Annotated in this window: 15 protein-coding genes; 5 read left to right on the top strand and 10 right to left on the bottom strand. The window is 59.2% G+C overall.

What is annotated here, in order from left to right:
• Positions 1–12: 12 nt before the first annotated feature.
• Together EHF33_RS09175 and EHF33_RS09170 are read right to left on the bottom strand one after the other, a co-directional pair.
• Positions 13–468, bottom strand: coding sequence for a response regulator (locus EHF33_RS09175; protein ID WP_124870380.1), 456 nt, complete (start codon positions 466–468; stop codon positions 13–15).
• A gap of 138 nt (positions 469–606) precedes the next feature.
• Positions 607–1,281 carry a response regulator transcription factor gene (locus tag EHF33_RS09170; protein ID WP_420889936.1) on the bottom strand — a complete coding sequence of 225 codons (675 nt, stop codon included), beginning with the start codon at positions 1,279–1,281 and terminating at the stop codon, positions 607–609.
• A gap of 355 nt (positions 1,282–1,636) precedes the next feature.
• Here EHF33_RS09170 and EHF33_RS09165 point away from each other — a divergent pair, with 355 nt between their 5' ends.
• Complete coding sequence (locus EHF33_RS09165; RefSeq protein ID WP_124870374.1) at positions 1,637–3,292, top strand: ribonuclease J; 1,656 nt, start codon at positions 1,637–1,639, stop codon at positions 3,290–3,292.
• Positions 3,293–3,542: 250 nt separating this feature from the next.
• A complete protein-coding gene (locus EHF33_RS09160; protein ID WP_164473445.1) occupies positions 3,543–4,538 on the top strand; it encodes an HNH endonuclease in 996 nt (331 codons plus the stop codon).
• A 49-nt stretch (positions 4,539–4,587) separates the two neighbouring features.
• Here the strand turns inward: EHF33_RS09160 and dnaE are convergent, their stop codons facing one another.
• Both dnaE and EHF33_RS09150 read right to left on the bottom strand, forming a co-directional pair.
• Positions 4,588–8,631, bottom strand: coding sequence for a DNA polymerase III subunit alpha (gene dnaE / locus EHF33_RS09155; protein ID WP_124870368.1), 4,044 nt, complete (start codon positions 8,629–8,631; stop codon positions 4,588–4,590).
• Between the two features lie 63 nt (positions 8,632–8,694).
• The gene (locus EHF33_RS09150; protein ID WP_241191115.1) at positions 8,695–9,363 is read right to left on the bottom strand and encodes a DUF2270 domain-containing protein; all 669 of its coding nucleotides are present in this window, start codon (positions 9,361–9,363) and stop codon (positions 8,695–8,697) included.
• Between the two features lie 59 nt (positions 9,364–9,422).
• Here EHF33_RS09150 and mutY point away from each other — a divergent pair, with 59 nt between their 5' ends.
• On the top strand, positions 9,423–10,448 hold the full coding sequence (gene mutY / locus EHF33_RS09145; protein ID WP_124870365.1) for an A/G-specific adenine glycosylase: 1,026 nt from the start codon (positions 9,423–9,425) through the stop codon (positions 10,446–10,448).
• Positions 10,449–10,500: 52 nt separating this feature from the next.
• Positions 10,501–11,349 (top strand): isoprenyl transferase, encoded by an 849-nt coding sequence (locus tag EHF33_RS09140; RefSeq protein WP_420889935.1) that lies wholly within the window; start codon positions 10,501–10,503, stop codon positions 11,347–11,349.
• A 50-nt stretch (positions 11,350–11,399) separates the two neighbouring features.
• Here EHF33_RS09140 and EHF33_RS09135 read toward each other — a convergent pair whose 3' ends face one another.
• From EHF33_RS09135 to EHF33_RS09110, 6 genes are read right to left on the bottom strand one after another with little or no spacing between them, the layout of a single operon-like run.
• Positions 11,400–12,053, bottom strand: a complete 654-nt coding sequence (locus EHF33_RS09135; protein ID WP_124870362.1) for a VOC family protein — start codon at positions 12,051–12,053, stop codon at positions 11,400–11,402.
• On the bottom strand, positions 12,050–12,652 hold the full coding sequence (locus tag EHF33_RS09130; RefSeq protein ID WP_124870359.1) for a response regulator transcription factor: 603 nt from the start codon (positions 12,650–12,652) through the stop codon (positions 12,050–12,052). Before EHF33_RS09130 ends, EHF33_RS09135 begins: the two co-directional genes overlap by 4 nt.
• Positions 12,649–13,821 carry a sensor histidine kinase gene (locus EHF33_RS09125; protein WP_124870355.1) on the bottom strand — a complete coding sequence of 391 codons (1,173 nt, stop codon included), beginning with the start codon at positions 13,819–13,821 and terminating at the stop codon, positions 12,649–12,651. Before EHF33_RS09125 ends, EHF33_RS09130 begins: the two co-directional genes overlap by 4 nt.
• Positions 13,822–13,830: 9 nt before the next feature.
• On the bottom strand, positions 13,831–14,622 hold the full coding sequence (locus EHF33_RS09120) for an ABC transporter permease (RefSeq protein WP_124870351.1): 792 nt from the start codon (positions 14,620–14,622) through the stop codon (positions 13,831–13,833).
• Positions 14,623–14,662: 40 nt separating this feature from the next.
• A complete protein-coding gene (locus tag EHF33_RS09115) occupies positions 14,663–15,211 on the bottom strand; it encodes a CcdC protein domain-containing protein (RefSeq protein ID WP_124870348.1) in 549 nt (182 codons plus the stop codon).
• On the bottom strand, positions 15,208–16,119 hold the full coding sequence (locus EHF33_RS09110; RefSeq protein ID WP_124870345.1) for an ABC transporter ATP-binding protein: 912 nt from the start codon (positions 16,117–16,119) through the stop codon (positions 15,208–15,210). Before EHF33_RS09110 ends, EHF33_RS09115 begins: the two co-directional genes overlap by 4 nt.
• Before the next feature lie 175 nt (positions 16,120–16,294).
• Between EHF33_RS09110 and EHF33_RS09105 the strand changes: the two genes are divergently transcribed.
• Entirely contained in the window at positions 16,295–16,903 is a 609-nt protein-coding gene (locus tag EHF33_RS09105; RefSeq protein WP_124870342.1) for a single-stranded DNA-binding protein, read from the top strand.
• Position 16,904: the final 1 nt, after the last annotated feature.

The following is a 16,904-nucleotide window of genomic DNA, read 5'->3' as shown; positions in this document are numbered from 1 at the left end:
AAGCCCGTCATCCTAAAGGCGGTTGGGCAGCCGGGCAACCTGACCCCAAAAGGCCACCAGTGAGCCGACCATCTGGCGCAAGCCGTCGGGATCGGCAGGCTTGATCAGGTAAGCGCTGGCGTAGGCGTGGTAGGCGCGGCGAATTTGCTCTTCGGTGTCGTTGCCGCTGAGCATCACCACCGGCAAGCGGCGCAGGGCGAGGTCGCTGTGACTTTTAATGGCTTCAAGCCACTGCAAGCCGTCCTCGCCGGGCAAGCGGTGGTCGAGCAGCACCAAGCCGATGCGGGCTTCGCTCAGCAGCAGTTCCCGGGCTTCTTTGCCGTCTCTGGCCACGTACAAGCACACGGAGCCGGCAGCCGAATCTACAGCTTGCAGCTCTTCTAAAGCCGCCCGAATCAGGCCCACATCGGCTTCGTTGTCCTCAATCAAAAGGACATGCAGCGTCTCGCCCTGCTTTGCTGTTTCCATTACTTTTTCCCGCCTCGCTCGGCAGGAGCAGGCGCGGTGATTGAAGCGGGAATCAACATTTGCTCAAGATAACGGCTGGCCTATGAGGAGATTGTCAGTTTCATCTAACCCTAAACGCTGAGAAGTCGGGACGCTCGCTCAGCTCCGCAGGGCGTAGCCCACGCCGCGTACGGTTCTGAGCAGGCCGTAGCCGTCGAGGTCGCGCAGTTTGGCCCGCAGATTGGCCATGTGAACGTCCACCACGTTGCTGCCGTCGGGCAAGCGGCCTTGCCAGATGTCTTGGCCTATTTCTTGGCGCGAGTAGACCCGTCCGGGCTGGCGAATCAGCAGCGCCAAGATATCGAACTCTTTGGGCGAGAGCCGCAACTCTTCACCTTTGTAGCGCACCAAACGCTTTTGCGGATCGAGTTCGAGGTCGCCCAGCGTCAGGCTTTCCGAGCCGCGCTGGCGCAGTTGGACTTTGATGCGGGCCAGCAGCTCGTCGGGGTGAAAGGGCTTGATAACGTAGTCGTCTGCGCCGAGGCCCAGCAGTCTCACCCGCTCCTCGACAGTGTCGCGGGCGGTCAGCACAATCACCGGGACGGTGCTGTTTTTGCGCAGCCGCTGCACCACGTCGCCGCCGTCAAAATCCGGGAGGCCGAGATCGAGCAAAATCAGTTCGGGTTGGTCTTCACGCGCTTTGATCAGTCCGGTCATGGCCGTGTCGGCGTGGTCGACGTCAAAGCCTGCGTCAGAGAGATCAAGGCGCAAGACGTTGGCGATATCGAGATCGTCCTCGATCACAAGTATGCGTTGGCGGGTCACGCCATACATTGTACTCGAAAAGATTGGTTTTCCTTAAACCTTCTCACTTGGAGTGGGCATTTTCTCAGTCTGCTCATGGGCGCTGCCGTGGGCTCAGCACAGGGATTGGGGGTTTGGCAAGGAAACTTCCGGTTACGCGGCGGCATTCGTGTTAATCTGTTTGCACTGCGTTTACGGACGCCTTTCACGGCTTTGACGGCAAAAACTTGCTGCACCCCATTTTGCTCGCCGAACGCTTGATTGCCTTTCTTTTGATGTCCCTCTTTTTTATGGCCCACGCTCGGCGGCCGATTGCCAAAGAGCAAAGCCTAAATTCCCGTCCTCTTCAGCACCCCGGCTGTTTTGCCGGAGACAAGGAATACCCATGAATCCACAACCCACTTCCCACGACGCCCTGGAAGTCATCCCGCTCGGCGGCATGGGCGAAATCGGCAAGAACATGTTCGCTTACCGCTACGGCGACGAAATTCTGGTCGTCGATGGCGGCCTCGCCTTTCCCGAGGCTCACCAGCTCGGCATCGATTTAATTATTCCCAAGATCGATTACTTGCAAGAAAACGCCGCTCTGATCAAAGGCTGGATTTTGACGCACGGCCACGAAGACCACATCGGCTCGCTGCCTTACATCATGCCGAGGCTGCCGCGTGTGCCGATGTACAGCGCGGCGCTGACTTTGGGCCTGTTGCGCGAGAAGCTCAGCGAGTTCGGGATCAAGGAAGCCGACACTGACCTGCGCGAAGTGGAAATCGACGCTCAAGTCAAAATCGGGCAGCACTTCGTGGTGGACTTTTTCCGAATCACCCACTCGATTCCTGACAACATGGGCTACGTGCTGACCACTCCGGTGGGCAAAGTGGTGCATACCGGCGATTTCAAAATTGACCGTACCCCGACGGACGGCAAACTCAGCCAGCTCGACCGCATCGAGAAGGCCGGTGACGAGGGCGTGCTGCTGCTGATCAGTGACAGCACCAACGCCGAGCGGCCCGGTTGGTCGATCAGCGAAGCTGAAGTGGCCGAGAACATGGAAGAACTCATCAAGTCGGCGCGGGGGCGGGTCTTTATCACCACCTTCGCCTCGCAGACGCACCGCGTTCAGAACATCATCAAAAGCTCCGAGAAACTGGGCCGCCGGGTGGTGATGGAAGGGCGCAGCATGCTCAAGTACGCTCAGGTGTCGCAGCAACTCGGTTACATGGAGTTCAAAGACCCCCTCGTGACCAGCGACGAAGTCGGCAGTATGCAGGACTCGCAGGTCCTTTACATCTGCACCGGGTCGCAGGGGCAGCCGATGAGCGTGCTCTCGCGCCTCGCCTTTGGTAACCACGCCAAGATCGCCCTCAAGCGCGGCGACACGGTGATCTTGTCGAGCAGCCCGATTCCCGGCAATGAGGAAGCGGTCAACACCGTCATTAACCGGCTGTATGAAATTGGCGTGGACGTGCTGTATCCACCCAACCAGAAGGTTCACGCTTCGGGGCACGGCAGCCGCGAGGAGCAGCTTCACATCCTGAATCTGGCCCGCCCCAAATACTTCCTGCCCTGGCACGGTGAGCCGCGTCACCAGATCAACCACGCCCGCCTCGCCCAGACCGCCACCCGCCCGCCGCAGCGCACGCTGGTGGCCAAGAACGGCGACATCGTGCGCCTGACCCCCGACGACTTCAAAGTGGTCGGCACGGTTCCGGCGGGCGCAGTGTACGTGGACGGCCTCGGCGTGGGCGACATTGGCGACGACATCATCATGGACCGCATGAGCATGAGCCAAGAAGGAGTGCTGATCATCACGGCAGTGCTGCACCCCACGCCGCATATTGAACTCGTTTCACGCGGCTTTATTCGCAGCAACCGTGAACTGGAAAACCAGATTCGCAAAGTGGCGCTTGAAGCGGTGGAGCAGGGCACCCGCGACAAGAAGCGCCTCGAAGACATCCGCGACGACATGTACGGAGCCGTTCGGCGGTTTGTCCGCAAGGTGACGGGCCGCAATCCGGTGCTGATTCCGCTTTTGGTGGATTGAGGGCTGAGCGCAGTTGAATTGAAGGGGCGACGGCTGAGATTCTCAGCGGGTCGCCCCAAATTTATGTTTGCTTGCTGGGCATACGCTGGCACTTGAGGCGGTGTTGGTGACGAATAAGGTGGGGGAGTTTGGGAGGATTAATCGAAATGAAGGAGAGCGTTTTCGGGCGAACACCATTCCACAGATTTATTGAGGTAAGCTCCTCATGAAGAAAAAGTGTGTAATCTGCAGCCGTAAAATGCTAAGACCATTGAGCTCAGATGACCCATTGGGGCAATACTTTACCAAAGAACACATTTTCCCAGCTGGTATAGGTGGAACTTGGGTAAAAAATGACTTAATATGCAAAAAATGCAACAGTGAATTTGGCAGCTCCATAGATGTGGCAATTCAGGAAGCATTGAAGCCGATATCCATCGTACTAAACGTGAAAAACTCAAGAACCAGCAGATATCCCATTTTTGACTTTGAATCTAATGGAGAAAAATACAGAGTCATTGCCGAACAGGCTCAAATCACAAATCTGAGATTTGAAAGGCCGATCCTCTCTGAAGATGGAAAATTCATCTCTGCTTCTGGGCCGAAGGGATCAGAGTCTCACATAGATAAATCACTTACAGGATTTGCAATTAAATTAGGTTGGGATCTGAAGAATCTGATTAAGGGTATTCCTTTGACTGAGATTGAAATTGCGCCGCTTGTTCCCATAGATATCGATTTAGATATCAGTAAAAAAGATATTAGATTATCATTAGTTAAAATAGCTTATCTTTCTTTGCTATCTCTCGGAACACAGAGCCAGCTTTCAGCCATAAACTTAGATTTCGTGCGCTCTAAGCTTTTCAACGGCGATGCGTCTGACGTAGAGATTGTATTGACACCAGATGGCACACGATTCTTGAATGACAATGCACACGCTACGTTCGTTCACGTGTTAAACGCGTACACGATAGGCGTTCAATTATTTTTTTATGGCGCGATAACAGTTCTGATAAAATTTCCATCTCACATTGATAAAGTCTTAGAACCATTTGCCAAAGGGGTAATTATTTTTCCTAAAACTGGCGAACTTATTGAAACGGATAATCCGAATTTTATCCTCGGAGATGCCAATCCAGAGATAGGCTATGCCGCTCTCAAGCAGATGATGCAAATGGCTATTGCGAAGGGGGAATTTTTAGCTATGCTACGAAGAGCTTGGTTTAACGCAGAGTTGAATACGGTAGGGAGTTTTTATTTACTTTAATAATAGCATTCTACAGCGACTGGGTTCATAACTCCCGATCTAACTTCACTCACGCCTGAAACCCCTTCCCTCCCCCCTGCCTGTTCGCCCATGCGGGCGGCTTGGGCGCGAAGCGGCTGAGAATGGTGGCCTGATCGTAGGCCAGATACGACTTGCTCCAGGCGAAGGTGCTGTTAAGCGCCCGAATAGCGTCGCTGCTGCCCACAGGCCGCTCCAACTGATACACCACGAACTCCTCGCCGCCCTCCATCCGCAGGAACGTCGGCATACTTCCGGCATGTTCGTCCAGCACGCTCTGAAATTCGCTGAGGGCGTCGGGGCTGGTCTGCTCCAGGTCAATGTCCACGTACATGACTTTGGGCACGTCGGTCAGTTGCTCGGCGGTTACGACTTCCTCGGCCACCACCCGCAGGCCGCCCTCCTCGCTCTCAATTTCCACGATGACGAGGGCGGGCGTGTCGTTCACCAGTTTGTCCTGAATGCGGTCATAGGCGCGGCTAAACCCGACCAGTTCAATGGTGGCGCTCTCGTCGGCCAGATTGAAACGGGCCATCATCCCGCCGGATTTGGTGGGCTTTTTAACCACGTTCTCGATCATGCCCGCCAAGACCGCCTTGACGCGGGGGCCGCGTCCATTCGCACTGGCTTTCTGCGGCTGCTTTTGGATTTGGGCCATGAACCAGTCTTCTAGCACGGCGATCCGGACGGTGGCCGCCTCACGCAGGCCCTCGTATTGTTCCAGAGGGTGGCCGGAAATGTAGAGGCCCAGCGCGTCTTTTTCTAAGCTGAGCTTCTCCAGCTCGCCCAGCGGCGTCACGCCCCCCCGCAGCTTGGGTTCGGGGGCGGTTTCGGCCATGCCGAACAGCGCGTCCATTCCGGAATTGAGCATGTTTGCCGCGCCCTGCGCCCAAGCTAAAGCGTCTTCTAGACTTTCCAAGAGCTGTTTGCGCTCTCCAAAGGCGTCAAAGGCTCCCGATTTGATCAAGCTTTCTAAGCCCTTGCGGTTGCAGGTCTTGTTGTCGATGCGCGAACAGAAATTAGCGAATGAGTTGTACACGCCCGCCCGCTCCCGCTCATCCAGAATCTTGACCACGGCGGCTTCGCCCAGTCCTTTGAGGGCGTAGAGGCCGAAGTAGATCTGAGTGCCGTGAACCCTGAAGTCCGCGCCTGATTGGTTGATATCGGGCGGCAAGACTTCCACACCCATTTTGCGGGCGTCGCTGGCGTACTCGGCCACTTTGTCCGAATCGCGGCGCTCTACCGTCAAGAGGGCCGCCATAAATTCAACCGGATAGTTTGCTTTGAGCCAGGCGGTTTGGTAGGTAATCACACCGTAAGCTGCCGAGTGGGACTTATTGAATCCGTAGTTTGCAAATGAATCCAGCAAATCGAAGAGCTTATTGGCTTCTTCTTTGGGTACGCCTTTACCTCCCGCGCCCTCGACGAAAATCTGACGCTGACGGGCCATTTCTGCCGTATCTTTCTTGCCCATCGCTCGGCGCAGCAAATCCGCACCGCCCAAGCTGAATCCGGCCACTTCCGAAGCAATCTGCATAATCTGCTCTTGATAAACTGGAATACCGTAAGTTTCCGACAAAATCTTTTCTAACCACTGAGCCGAATTGGGAAACCCGTCACGCACATAATCCACGGTCTCTAAGCCGTGATGGCGGCGAACATACGTGGGAATATTTTCCATCGGGCCGGGCCGGTAAAGTGCCGAGAGCGCGATGATGTCGGCCAGGCGGCGCGGCTTGAGGCGGCGGGAAGCGTCGGCTATGCCTGCGCCTTCCAATTGAAAAACTCCTTTGGTGTCGCCCCGACTCAGCATTTCAAAGGTCTTTTCGTCGTCAAAAGGAATGGTGTCGAAATCTATATCTTGTGTCTTATATTCTGGCTGTGATTCACGCAAAATCCGCTTGGCTTCATCTAAAAATGACAAAGTACGCAGGCCGAGGAAGTCCATCTTGATCAGGCCGATGTCTTCCACCGCTTTCATGTCGTACTGACAGACCATGCCGATGCCGGAAGCGTCACGCATGACCGGCACCAAATCGGTGAGTTTTTCCTTGCCGATGACCACACCCGCCGCGTGTACCGAAGCGTGACGGGTCAAGCCTTCGAGTTGCTGGGCAAATTCGTAGGCTTCTAGAAGTTGCTTGTCGTCGGCCAGCAGTTGCTGAATATCGGGTACAGCATCGCGGGCTTGCTCCAAAGAAAAGCTCTTGCCGAATTTAATCGGAATCAATTTACTGACTTTATCCACTTTGGCGTACTCGAGACCCATCACGCGGGCCACATCCTTAAGACAGGCCTTAGAAGCCATCGTTCCGAAAGTAGAAATCTGAGCGACTTTGTCTTCGCCGTATTTCTTTTGAACATAGTCGATCACTTCTATGCGGCGAGCGTCATTGAAATCGATGTCCAAATCAGGCATGGAGATGCGGTCAGGGTTGAGGAAGCGCTCAAACAGCAAGTCGAATTCAAGTGGATCGAGATTGGTGATACGAATAGCGTAGCAGACGATAGATCCGGCTCCTGAACCACGCCCCGGCCCGACGCTGATCCCGTGATCTTTGGCCCAGTTGATGTAATCGGCCACAATCAGCAGATAATCGGGAAAGCCCATGTTGTTAATGACGCTCAGTTCGTATTCGGCGCGGCGCAGCAAAACGAGCGCGTGTTGATGATGGGCGCGGCAGGTCGTTTCTTCTTCGCTGCCGGGGTCTAATTCAATGGCTGTATCGCTGGCTTCCCCTTTGGAGCGCTGCCAATCCAAGCAGGCGTAGTCGGGGATTGGACCAGATTCGGCGTTCTTTTCCATGATTTCGAGGGCCGGATAGGGCGTGTACTTTTCGCCTGCTGCCTTGCCCCGCGCTTCCCACTCACTGCCCATGAAAGCGGTCAGGGTCAGCAGGGTATCGAGGTCGCAAGTGGCCGCGTCGCAGCCGTCCGTGCGCGACAACACCCGCTCGCGCTCGCCCACTTCCAGCGCCGCCAGACTCCGCGTGGCGTACTCGCGCAGCAGCGCTTCGGTGACGTGGTGCGGGTAGCGTTTGACACTGCCAGCGTACGTTTGGACGCGCAATTCCTCGGCCATCGTGCGCCCTTCGGGAATGGGCAGGGCCGGCATCTGATACACCCGTTTTTTGCCCACGGGCAAATCCACATTGCACAAATCGGCAACGTTGGCGGCGTTGTCAAAGACCTGCTCACCCCATACCGACGGCGGCAGAGCAAGTTGCATTTCGTCCAGCGACTTGACATAAAACTCGTCGCAGGGAAACTTGAACCGGTTTTCATCGGCCATCACCGCTTTGGTTTGAATGGCGAGCAGCGTTTCGTGGGCGGTGGCGTCGGTTTTCTTGACATAGTGGCCGTCATTGGTCGCCACCATGCCGATACCGAGTTCGTCAGCCCAAGCTTTCAGAATCGGATTGTTTCTCTTTTGCTCAGGCAAGCCGTGGTCTTGAATTTCGATATAATAATTCTCGCCGAACAAATCCCGGTACCACAGCAGCCTTGCTTTGGCTTCGGCTTCGCGGCCTTGCATCAGGAGCTGCTGCACTTCACTGCCGAGGCAGCCTGAAAAAGCGATGATGCCCTTGTGATGTTCAGTCAGCAGTTCATGGTCAATGCGCGGCTTATAGTAATAGCCTTCGGTATACCCACGGCTGCTCAAGCGGCAGAGGTTTTGATAGCCCTCGAAGTCGCGGGCCAGCAACGTCAAATGAAAGATCCCCTTCTCGCCGCTGACGCCGGGCTTTCTGTCGCGCCGTGTGCCGTGTCCGGGCACCACGTAGGCCTCGTAGCCCAAAATCGGCTTGACTTCGGCGGCCTGCGCGTAGTTGTAAAAATGCACCGCGCCGTGCATATTGCCGTGATCGGTCATGGCCAGCGCTGGCGCACATCCCTCGGGCGTTACTTCTTTGGCCCATTTCAGCAAGTCCTTGAGCTTGGCCGCGCCGTCGAGGAGGCTGTACTGGGTGTGCTGGTGCAGGTGGGCAAACCGCTGCACTTTATCAGCGCTGGGAGCGCAGCAAGAGCCGTCGGGCAAGTGGAGATGGGAAACAGGTTGGTCGGCAGCGGTCATGCATCCAGTCTAGGCCGGCAGCACAAGAAGCACTGTGCGGGCTGGGGATTGACGCTCCCCTTCTCAGCCTTCTTCGAGTGGGTAGGCCCGGCCCGCCGTGACCGCTAGCCGCAGCAGATAAGCGTAGAACACCCCCACCAAAACCCAGACGCCCCAGCCGGGAAAGGTGCCGATGTGGGCGGCGTCGATCAAAGAGATCGGGGTAAAAATCTGCTGCTTGCTGCGAACAGTGTCGAGTTTGGCAATCCAAGCGATTAAAATGCCCACATAAATCCACAGATAATTGCGCCGCAGCCGCCAGCCCAGTGAGTCCCAGCGGTTCATCGGGCTGCGCGGCTTGGCCAGTTCGCCGAGCAGAAGTTGGTGCCAATTGGGGTCGACTTTATCGCCCAGCATCGCCGGATAAAAAAACCGTTCCATGATTCGCGTGCGGTGGTGGCTGATTTCGAAGGTGCGGAAGCGCCGCGCTTCCAGGTGCAAAAAAAAGTAATTCATCAGCATGGCGAACAAAAACACCACGTGGCTGTTGTTGTCGTCGCCCAGCGCGAAGCTTGCCAGGCCCGCCGTCGTTACCACCGACCAGTTGGTGGTCATATCGAGGCGCTGGCGGTAAGCCGTCATCTTGCCGACCTCGGCGCGGTAGAGGTGAATCAGCGCGTTGGCTTCATTGGTGCTGTAGCTCGCCGCCGTCAGCGGCAGCGGCGAGGTGGAAGGGGGCGCGACGCGGGGCACGTCCCCAGCGTAACCCAGAGCGCGGCAAGCAAAGTGAAGTCGGTCTACACTCACGTGCTATGGACGGCTCCGCACAACTTAAAAAGCTCCGGGCAGCGCTGCTAACTTGGTTCGATCGCTCGGCCCGTGATTTGCCGTGGCGAATGGTCGACGCAGCAGGAAAGCGCGATCCTTACCGCGTCTGGGTCAGCGAGATTTTGCTGCAACAGACCCAGGTGGTGCGGGGCCGAATCTATTTTGAGCACTTTGTCGAGCAGTTTCCCAGCGTGGAAGCGCTGGCCGCCGCGCCGCTGGAGGACGTGCTCAAAGCCTGGGAGGGCTGCGGTTACTACGCCCGCGCCCGCAACCTCCACAAAGCGGCGGCGCGGATGGCGGCTGAGGGAATGCCCATGACCTACGTCGGCTGGCTGGCCTTGCCGGGGGTAGGGCCGTATACGGCGGCGGCCATCAGCAGCTTGGCTTACGGCGAAGCGCGGGCGGTCAACGACGGCAACGTTCGGCGGGTGCTGTCGCGCCTCCATGCCGAAGCCCAGCCCACTGCGGTCTGGGTGCAGCAGCAAGCCGATACGCTGCTCGACCCCCAGCGGCCCGGTGACTGGAATGAAGCGCTGATGGATTTGGGCGCGACGGTCTGCCTGCCCAAGACGCCCAACTGCCCGGCTTGCCCGCTGACCGAGCAGTGCGCCGCCTTCCAAAGCGGTACGCCGAAGCTCTACCCGCTGCCCAAGCCCGCCGCCAAAGTCAGAGCGGTGGAAGCGGTGGCGTTGCTGATCGGTGACGCCGAGTGCGCTTATCTGGAGCAACGCGGCGGCACGCTGCTGGGGGGTCTGTACGGCTTGCCTTTAGAAGAGGGCAGCATCCAAACTGCTTTGCCCCGCTTGCTGGAGCGCCTCTCGGCCCACTCGCCGCAGCTGCTCGGCACGGTCAGCCACAGCATGACCCATCGCCAGATCACGCTGCACGTCTATGCGGCGCAGGCCAGCCAAGAGCGCCAGCAAGTCGCCCAGCGTCCCCTCTCGCGCTTAGATCACAAGGCTTTGGGGCTGCTGCCCCCACAAGGTGCGGCGCAAGTGCGGCTGCTGTAGATCTACCACCCAAATCTCCACACACTGGAAATTCTGAGCGTAGAATAACCCTGTGAGTACCCGCAGCAAAAGCAGCAACAGCCTCATTCGCAGCGGAGCCAAAACCGCACTGAAATTGCGTGACGCTGCCGCCACGCCGCTGTATTGGTGGTACGCCCAGCACCTCGAGCGCCAAGTCAAGGCACACGCCCGTTTGCCGCAGCATCTCGGCCTAATTTTGGACGGCAATCGCCGTTTTGCCAAAGTCGCCGGAATGCAGCGCGAACTCGGCTACGAATTTGGCATCGATAAGGCCCACGAGGTGTTGCAGTGGTGCTTGGAGCTTGGTATCCCGGTGGCGACCATCTGGGTGCTGAGCACCGACAACGTCAAGCGTGACCCCGCCGAAGTGGCCCACTTGATGAAGCTGTTTGAGCGCGAAGCCCGCAATTTATCCATTGACAAGCGCATTCACGGCAACAGGGTGCGGGTGCGGGCGATTGGGCAGCACCACGACTTTCCCGCTGAGGTGACGGCGGCGCTCGGCGAGTTGGAGGAAAAAACCCGCCACTACGACGGCATGCTGCTCAACATCGCGGTGGGGTACGGCGGGCGCGAAGAGATCGTGGACGCCGTCAAAGCGCACTTGGAAACCCAGAGCGTGGCAGGCCGCAGCGTAGCCGAAGTCGCCGCCGAGCTGCACCCCGACCACCTCAGCGCCCAGATGTACACCACAGGTGTGCCCGACCCCGATTTTATTATCCGCACTTCCGGCGAAATTCGGCTGTCGGGTTTTATGCTGTGGCAAAGCGTCTACAGCGAATTTTATTTTTGTGATGTCTACTGGCCGGGCTTCCGCCGCGTGGACTTTTTGCGTGCCCTGCGCGACTTTCAAGACCGTAAACGGCGGTTCGGGAAGTAGGACGCGTTTCAGAGGTAAGTGGGATGCTTTTCTCTGAGAGGGCCGGATTTTCAGAACAAATCTATGCGCTGTGCCGAGCTAGATGAACGGGTTTGAAGCGTGAGCGTCACGGGTAGACGCTGCGCTGCCTGCCGAGTCGGGAACCAGGCCCTTCCGAGTTTGACGACGATCAGCAAGCCCTCGTCGTCTCCCAGCGGCGTGAAGGCGTTCGAGGCTGTGCCGAACACGTCCAGCCCCAGTTGCTGCTGAAGGCCTGCCGCGCTTTGCGCCACATCTTCCACCGCATATCCGATCTCGCTGACACTCAGCAAACTCTCTGGGCCGAACGCCTGATCTGAAGTATTGGTGAGGCGGTGACGGGCGATGCACTCCAAAACGTTGCCGTCCGCGTCACAGAAGTAGAACATCTGGGCGTTCCAATCAGGGTTGGCGCTAAATTCATCGTTGCCATCTTCTTGCAGCAATGTCGCCCGCTCCTGAATCCAATGTTTAGCCGCTGCCAACTGGTTTTCAGGAATGTTGAAAGCGAAGTGATACGCCCCCTGCATCTCAGGCCGCTGCTGAAAGTTCAGGCGGGTGTGACCGACTTGAACCGTGAACGAAGTAGCGGTGCTGTCCAGCAGTGGCAAGCCGAGTCCCCCGACATAAAAACGCCGCTGGCTGTCAGGGTCACGGCAGGCGAGTTCAAGCTCGGTGATCCTCACAGCCAGCCCTTCTCCCGCGCGGCCTTCGCTGCTTCTACCCGGCCCCCCGCGCCCAGCTTGCCAATCGCTTCCGACAGATAATTCCTGACCGTGCCCTCCGAGAGCTTGAGCATCTGGGCCATTGCGGCGGTGCTGGCCCCACTTTCAGCGGCGGCCAAGACTTGCCGCTCGCGCTCGGTCAGCGGCGACTCGGCTTCCCAGGCTCCCTCGGCCAGCGTAGGATCAATCGCCCGCCCACCCGCAAAAACCCGGCGAATGGCGTCGGCAAGCTCGGCGGCGGGCGCGTCTTTGAGCAGGTAGCCGCGTGCGCCCACGTCCAGGGCGCGGCGCAGGTAACCGCTGCGGGCAAAGGTGGTCACGATGATGACGCGGGTACTGGGCAGAGCCTCACGCACCTTGGCGGCCAAATCTAAGCCGCTCATCCGGGGCATTTCGATGTCGGTGACCAGCACATCCGGCTTGAGTGAAAGGGCCAGTTCCAGCGCTTGCTCGCCGTTAGCCGCGCCGCCCACCACGTTCAGGTCATCTTCCAGCGATAATAGGGCCGAGAGTGCGCCCAGCACCAGCGCCTGATCTTCGGCCAGCAGAATACGAATCATGCCCTGACTTTACCCAAATTGGGCAGCGCACTCGGGATTTGAATGGGAAACTTGGCGCTCAGCCGTGTGCCGCTCTCCCCTTCTCGCCTGAGTTCGCCGCCCAGCGCCCGCACCCGCTCGCGCATTCCGGTCAGGCCGCTGCCCTCGGGAGTTGCGCCGCCTACTCCGTCGTCGGTGACTTCCAGCCAATACGCACTTTCTTGCTCTTCAATCCGGATGGTGCAGGTTTTGGCGCGGGCGTGCCTGACCACGTTGGTCACGGCCTCGCGCAGCACCATGCTCAGGCCCGCTTCGGTGGCGGGCGGCAACTCCAGCGGGGGCCGCTCTAGAATCAGCCGCACGCCCGCCGCGTCGAGGGCCACTTTGCTGCGGGCCAATTCGGCGCTCAGGCCGCTGCCTTTGTAGCCCTGCACGGCGGCGCGGACTTCGCTCAGCGCTTCGCGGGAGATGCGCTCCACCTCGCGGATTTCCTGAGCGGCCCGCGCCGGATTTTTCTCGGCCAACTTGCTGGCCAGTTCACTTTTCAGCACGATCACGCTGAGGGTATGGCCCAGCAGATCGTGGAGATCGCGGGCAATCCGTTCGCGCTCGGCGTCGGCGGCCAGTTTCTCTTTTTCCAGTTGCACTTCTTCCAAGCGCTGCTGAGAAATGCCCTGACGGAATCCGGCGTGGTTGCCGTACATGGCAAAGCTGGAGAGCAGCAGCACCTGCACGATGTCAAATAGACCCAGCGGAGCCGCGCCGAACCAGCCTGGCACGAACATGGCAAACACCACGCCGATCAGCCCCCACAGCGCCACCCGGAAGCTGCGCTGAAATCCGGCAACGGCGGCTCCGTAGACCAGAAACGTGAAGCCGTTGCCGCTGAGCAGGCCGGGCAGCAGCGTGAGTCCGGCGAACATGACCAAGCACCACACGTAGGCCGCCAGCACCCAGAACTGATGCGTCTCAGTGTGCCGGACATGCCGAACGCGGGCCTCGCGCTGGTTGTAAAGCTGCGTCCACAACCAGACGAACACGACCACGCCCAGCACCGTGAGCAGCTTGACAGTTTCCGGCTGGCTGCTGCCGAGCACTCCCGAGATGGGAAAGTACAGGTACACCAGCCAGACCAGCGGAAAGAGACGCCAGAAGCGTCCCCATTTTTCCTGTTTTCGTTCGGACGGCATACGCTGAGTTTAGCGCCGCGCTTCGTTGCGCCCAGCGGCCCACAGCGCGATCAGCAAGAACACTGCGCCGTAACCGATTAACCAGGCCCAGTGAATCCACTCGGCACCGGCGGGCTTGGCTCCAAGCGCTGCCCAGCCGAGTTGGCCGTAATGATAGGCAGGTAAATACGGGGCAATGGTCTTGATGAAGTCGGGGGCCACTTCCAGCGGAATGAAGATGCCAGAAGCAAACAGCATCGGCAACGAAATCAGGTTGGCGACGCCGCCCGCCGCGTCCGGCCCGACCAGAAAGCCGAGTGCTAGGCCCAGCAGCGCAAACGGAATCATGCCCAGCAGCAGCCGCACGAGCACGCCCACCACCACGCCCGGACTCAGCCAGATGTGGCCGACAATTCCGGCAAACAGCAGCAGCGCCGTCACGCTGAGCAGGCCCATCACCAGCGCGGCGCTGATCTTGGCCCCGAACAGCATGGCAGGCGTCACCGGAGCGACCCGCAGCTGCCGCCACCACCCCGAGGCCCGCTCGGCGGCCACGGCCACGCCGAAGCCGAACAGGGCGGTGCTGATCAGCGCGTAGGCGGCATACGACACCAACATGTACGCCCCCGCGTTGACGCCGCTGAGCTTGCCGCCGGCATTGGACAGTCCCCACAAAGCAAAGAAGAGAATCGGGAGCAGCAAGGCCGGAACGAGGTAAGCGCGGTTTCTGAGTAGGCGAGTGACTTCGCTGCGGGCTAGGGCCAAGAAGGGGCGCAAGCTGGAAGAAGAGCGGCGGGCAGTGCTGGCAGTGGATGTGGTCATGCTGGGTTCTCCTGTGTGGGTTTGGGAATGCGCGGGCGATTTAAGCTTTGGTCTGGCGCAACACCCCGGAGGCGTAAGCGATCTGGTAAGCGACGAAGACGGCAAACAGGGCGTAGGTCAGCGGGCTGCCGGAGGTAAAACTGCTGGCGTTGAACTGGCCGGGGTCGAACGAGTTGCCTGTCGAGTTATAAAACTGGCCGCTCAATACAATCGGCACCACCCGCCACAGCAGCCGCACCACGAACAAACCGAACACGGCCGCGCCGATCCAGACATTCGGGACGTAACGCACCGCCTCGCCCGCCGCGTCACGTTCAAAGCGGGTGTGGTGCAGCGACCAGTACGCCAGCCCCGCGCCGATCAGCAAGCCCGCTGCACCCGCGCCGTAGCTCGCCAGGGTGTGCGGCACAATCAAAGTGGCCAGCAGCAACGCGCCCAGAATGAGCGAGCGAATCAGCAGACGGCGGCGACCACGGGCGTCTAGAAATTGCGGGCCTACCGTGAACCGGAAGCGCCGAATCAGCATCCAGACGACCAGCAAGCCTCCGCCCAGCAGCGGCCAAACACTCGGATGAACGGCAGCGGTCATGCGCTTACCGCCCCTGGGCTTGTCAAACTGTCGCTGGTCAGGCTCAGGAAGGCGTCTTCAAGGCTGGCCTGCGAGACTTCAAGGTGCTTCAAGTCGGGGTCGGCGTCCAGCGCGGCACGCACCAGAAGTTCCGGTGTGCGGCTGCTGAAACTGGCCCGTCCTTCGGCGGCAAAGGTAAAGGTGTCGGCTCCCGGCAGGGCGCGGAGTTGCTCGCCTGCGAGCTGGCTGCTGAAGCGCACTTTGCTGACGCCCACCCGCTCGCGGATGCTGCTGGGCGTGCCATCAGCCACCAGCTTGCCTTTGTTGAGCAAAATCACGCGGTCGGCGGCGCGGTCGACTTCTTCGAGGAGGTGGGTGGTCAGCAGCACCGTGCAGCCGCCGCTTCGCAACTCGGCAATGCCCTGCCAGAAGGCGTTGCGGCTCTGAACGTCCATTCCCACCGTCGGTTCGTCCAGCAGCAGCAGCTTGGGTTGGCCCACTACTGCCAAAGCAAAGCTCAAGCGCCGCTTTTGCCCGCCTGACAAACCACTCACCCGCTGCTTGGCCTGCTCGGTCAGGCCGGAAAGGGTCAGCGCTTTGTCTACGGTCATCGGACTTGGATACAGCGCGGCGTAAAGCGTCACCAACTCGCGTACGCCCAGCCCGGCGGGCACGTTGATGTCTTGCAGCATCGCGCCGACGCCCGCACGGGTCGTGGTGCTGCGCGGGTCGCTGCCCATCACCCGCACGGTGCCTTGCGTGGGGCTGCTGAGGCCCAGCATCAAGTCGATGGCGGTGGTCTTGCCCGCACCGTTGGGGCCGAGCAGGGCGCTGAGCTGGCCCGCTCTCAGTTCCAGATTGAGATCGGACAGGGCCGTGAGCGTGCCGAAGCGCTGGGTGAGGTGCTCGAAGCAGACGATATCGTTCATGCCGTCAGTTTGGGCTCCGGCGACCGTGCGGCGTAGTGCGGGGTGTCAGGCAAGTGAGGTGACAAGTGTCATTCGTAGCGTTTCGCGTTTGCCTTTTTGCCTTTGGCCCACCATAAATTTAAGCAATGTTGGCCAAGTGGGTTGCGGCCTGCCCAAACTCGCTAAACTGGCCTACATGTCCGATTCGTCCGCCGTTGTTCAACTGGCTCTGCGTGCCGCGCTGAGCGGCTGGGCCGTCAGTGAAGTGCGGGGCAACCAAGCCCGCGTGCTGCCCGCGCCTGACCTCGATACCCTAAGTGCTCATCTGGCGGCGGTCGATCCAGCTTGGAGCCTCACGTGGGCTTGCGAAAGTGCCGCGCCCTTTGTGGTTCGCGCCCGTCTTACGCTCGGCGGCGCGGTACGTGAGGGGCTGAGCAGCGCCCAACGCTTGGAAGACGCCAAGAAGCTGGCGTTGGCCGACGTTTTTCGTTATTTCGGTGTTTACTCGGCGCTGGAGGCTCCTTGGGTCGACTACGATCCTGAAGAGGGAGCCAATACCAGTGAACTCGGCGCTGGTGATTTTGGCGCTGAGGCTCAAACTGCCCGGCCCGTCACACCGCTTCCCAGCGCTCCCAAAGATCCGCAAATGGAGAGTGCCCGCGCCCATATCGACACCTTGATGGAGCAGCTTCGTCAGGGTGGCAAGGGCGGTGAGGCGATCAAACTGCTGATGCGCGGCTACGGCGAAACGGTTGAGGAAAGCCGCGCCATCTACAAAGAGCTTCAGGCGCTTCAGCGGCGTTAAA

It is taken from the genome of Deinococcus psychrotolerans, assembly GCF_003860465.1.
Taxonomy (GTDB): Bacteria; Deinococcota; Deinococci; order Deinococcales; family Deinococcaceae; genus Deinococcus; species Deinococcus psychrotolerans.
The sequence above is the reverse complement of the archived record's forward strand: the minus strand, read 5'-3'. Positions and strand labels throughout refer to the sequence as shown.

What these genes read in the sequence shown, in the direction of transcription:
- EHF33_RS09175 (WP_124870380.1), bottom strand. Translation starts at nt 468, where the DNA reads ATGGAAACAGCAAAGCAGGGCGAGACGCTGCATGTCCTTTTGATTGAG.
- EHF33_RS09170 (WP_420889936.1), bottom strand. Translation starts at nt 1,281, where the DNA reads ATGTATGGCGTGACCCGCCAACGCATACTTGTGATCGAGGACGATCTC.
- EHF33_RS09165 (WP_124870374.1), top strand. Translation starts at nt 1,637, where the DNA reads ATGAATCCACAACCCACTTCCCACGACGCCCTGGAAGTCATCCCGCTC.
- dnaE (WP_124870368.1), bottom strand. Translation starts at nt 8,631, where the DNA reads ATGACCGCTGCCGACCAACCTGTTTCCCATCTCCACTTGCCCGACGGC.
- mutY (WP_124870365.1), top strand. Translation starts at nt 9,423, where the DNA reads ATGGACGGCTCCGCACAACTTAAAAAGCTCCGGGCAGCGCTGCTAACT.
- EHF33_RS09130 (WP_124870359.1), bottom strand. Translation starts at nt 12,652, where the DNA reads ATGATTCGTATTCTGCTGGCCGAAGATCAGGCGCTGGTGCTGGGCGCA.
- EHF33_RS09125 (WP_124870355.1), bottom strand. Translation starts at nt 13,821, where the DNA reads ATGCCGTCCGAACGAAAACAGGAAAAATGGGGACGCTTCTGGCGTCTC.
- EHF33_RS09120 (WP_124870351.1), bottom strand. Translation starts at nt 14,622, where the DNA reads ATGACCACATCCACTGCCAGCACTGCCCGCCGCTCTTCTTCCAGCTTG.
- EHF33_RS09115 (WP_124870348.1), bottom strand. Translation starts at nt 15,211, where the DNA reads ATGACCGCTGCCGTTCATCCGAGTGTTTGGCCGCTGCTGGGCGGAGGC.
- EHF33_RS09110 (WP_124870345.1), bottom strand. Translation starts at nt 16,119, where the DNA reads ATGAACGATATCGTCTGCTTCGAGCACCTCACCCAGCGCTTCGGCACG.
- EHF33_RS09105 (WP_124870342.1), top strand. Translation starts at nt 16,295, where the DNA reads ATGTCCGATTCGTCCGCCGTTGTTCAACTGGCTCTGCGTGCCGCGCTG.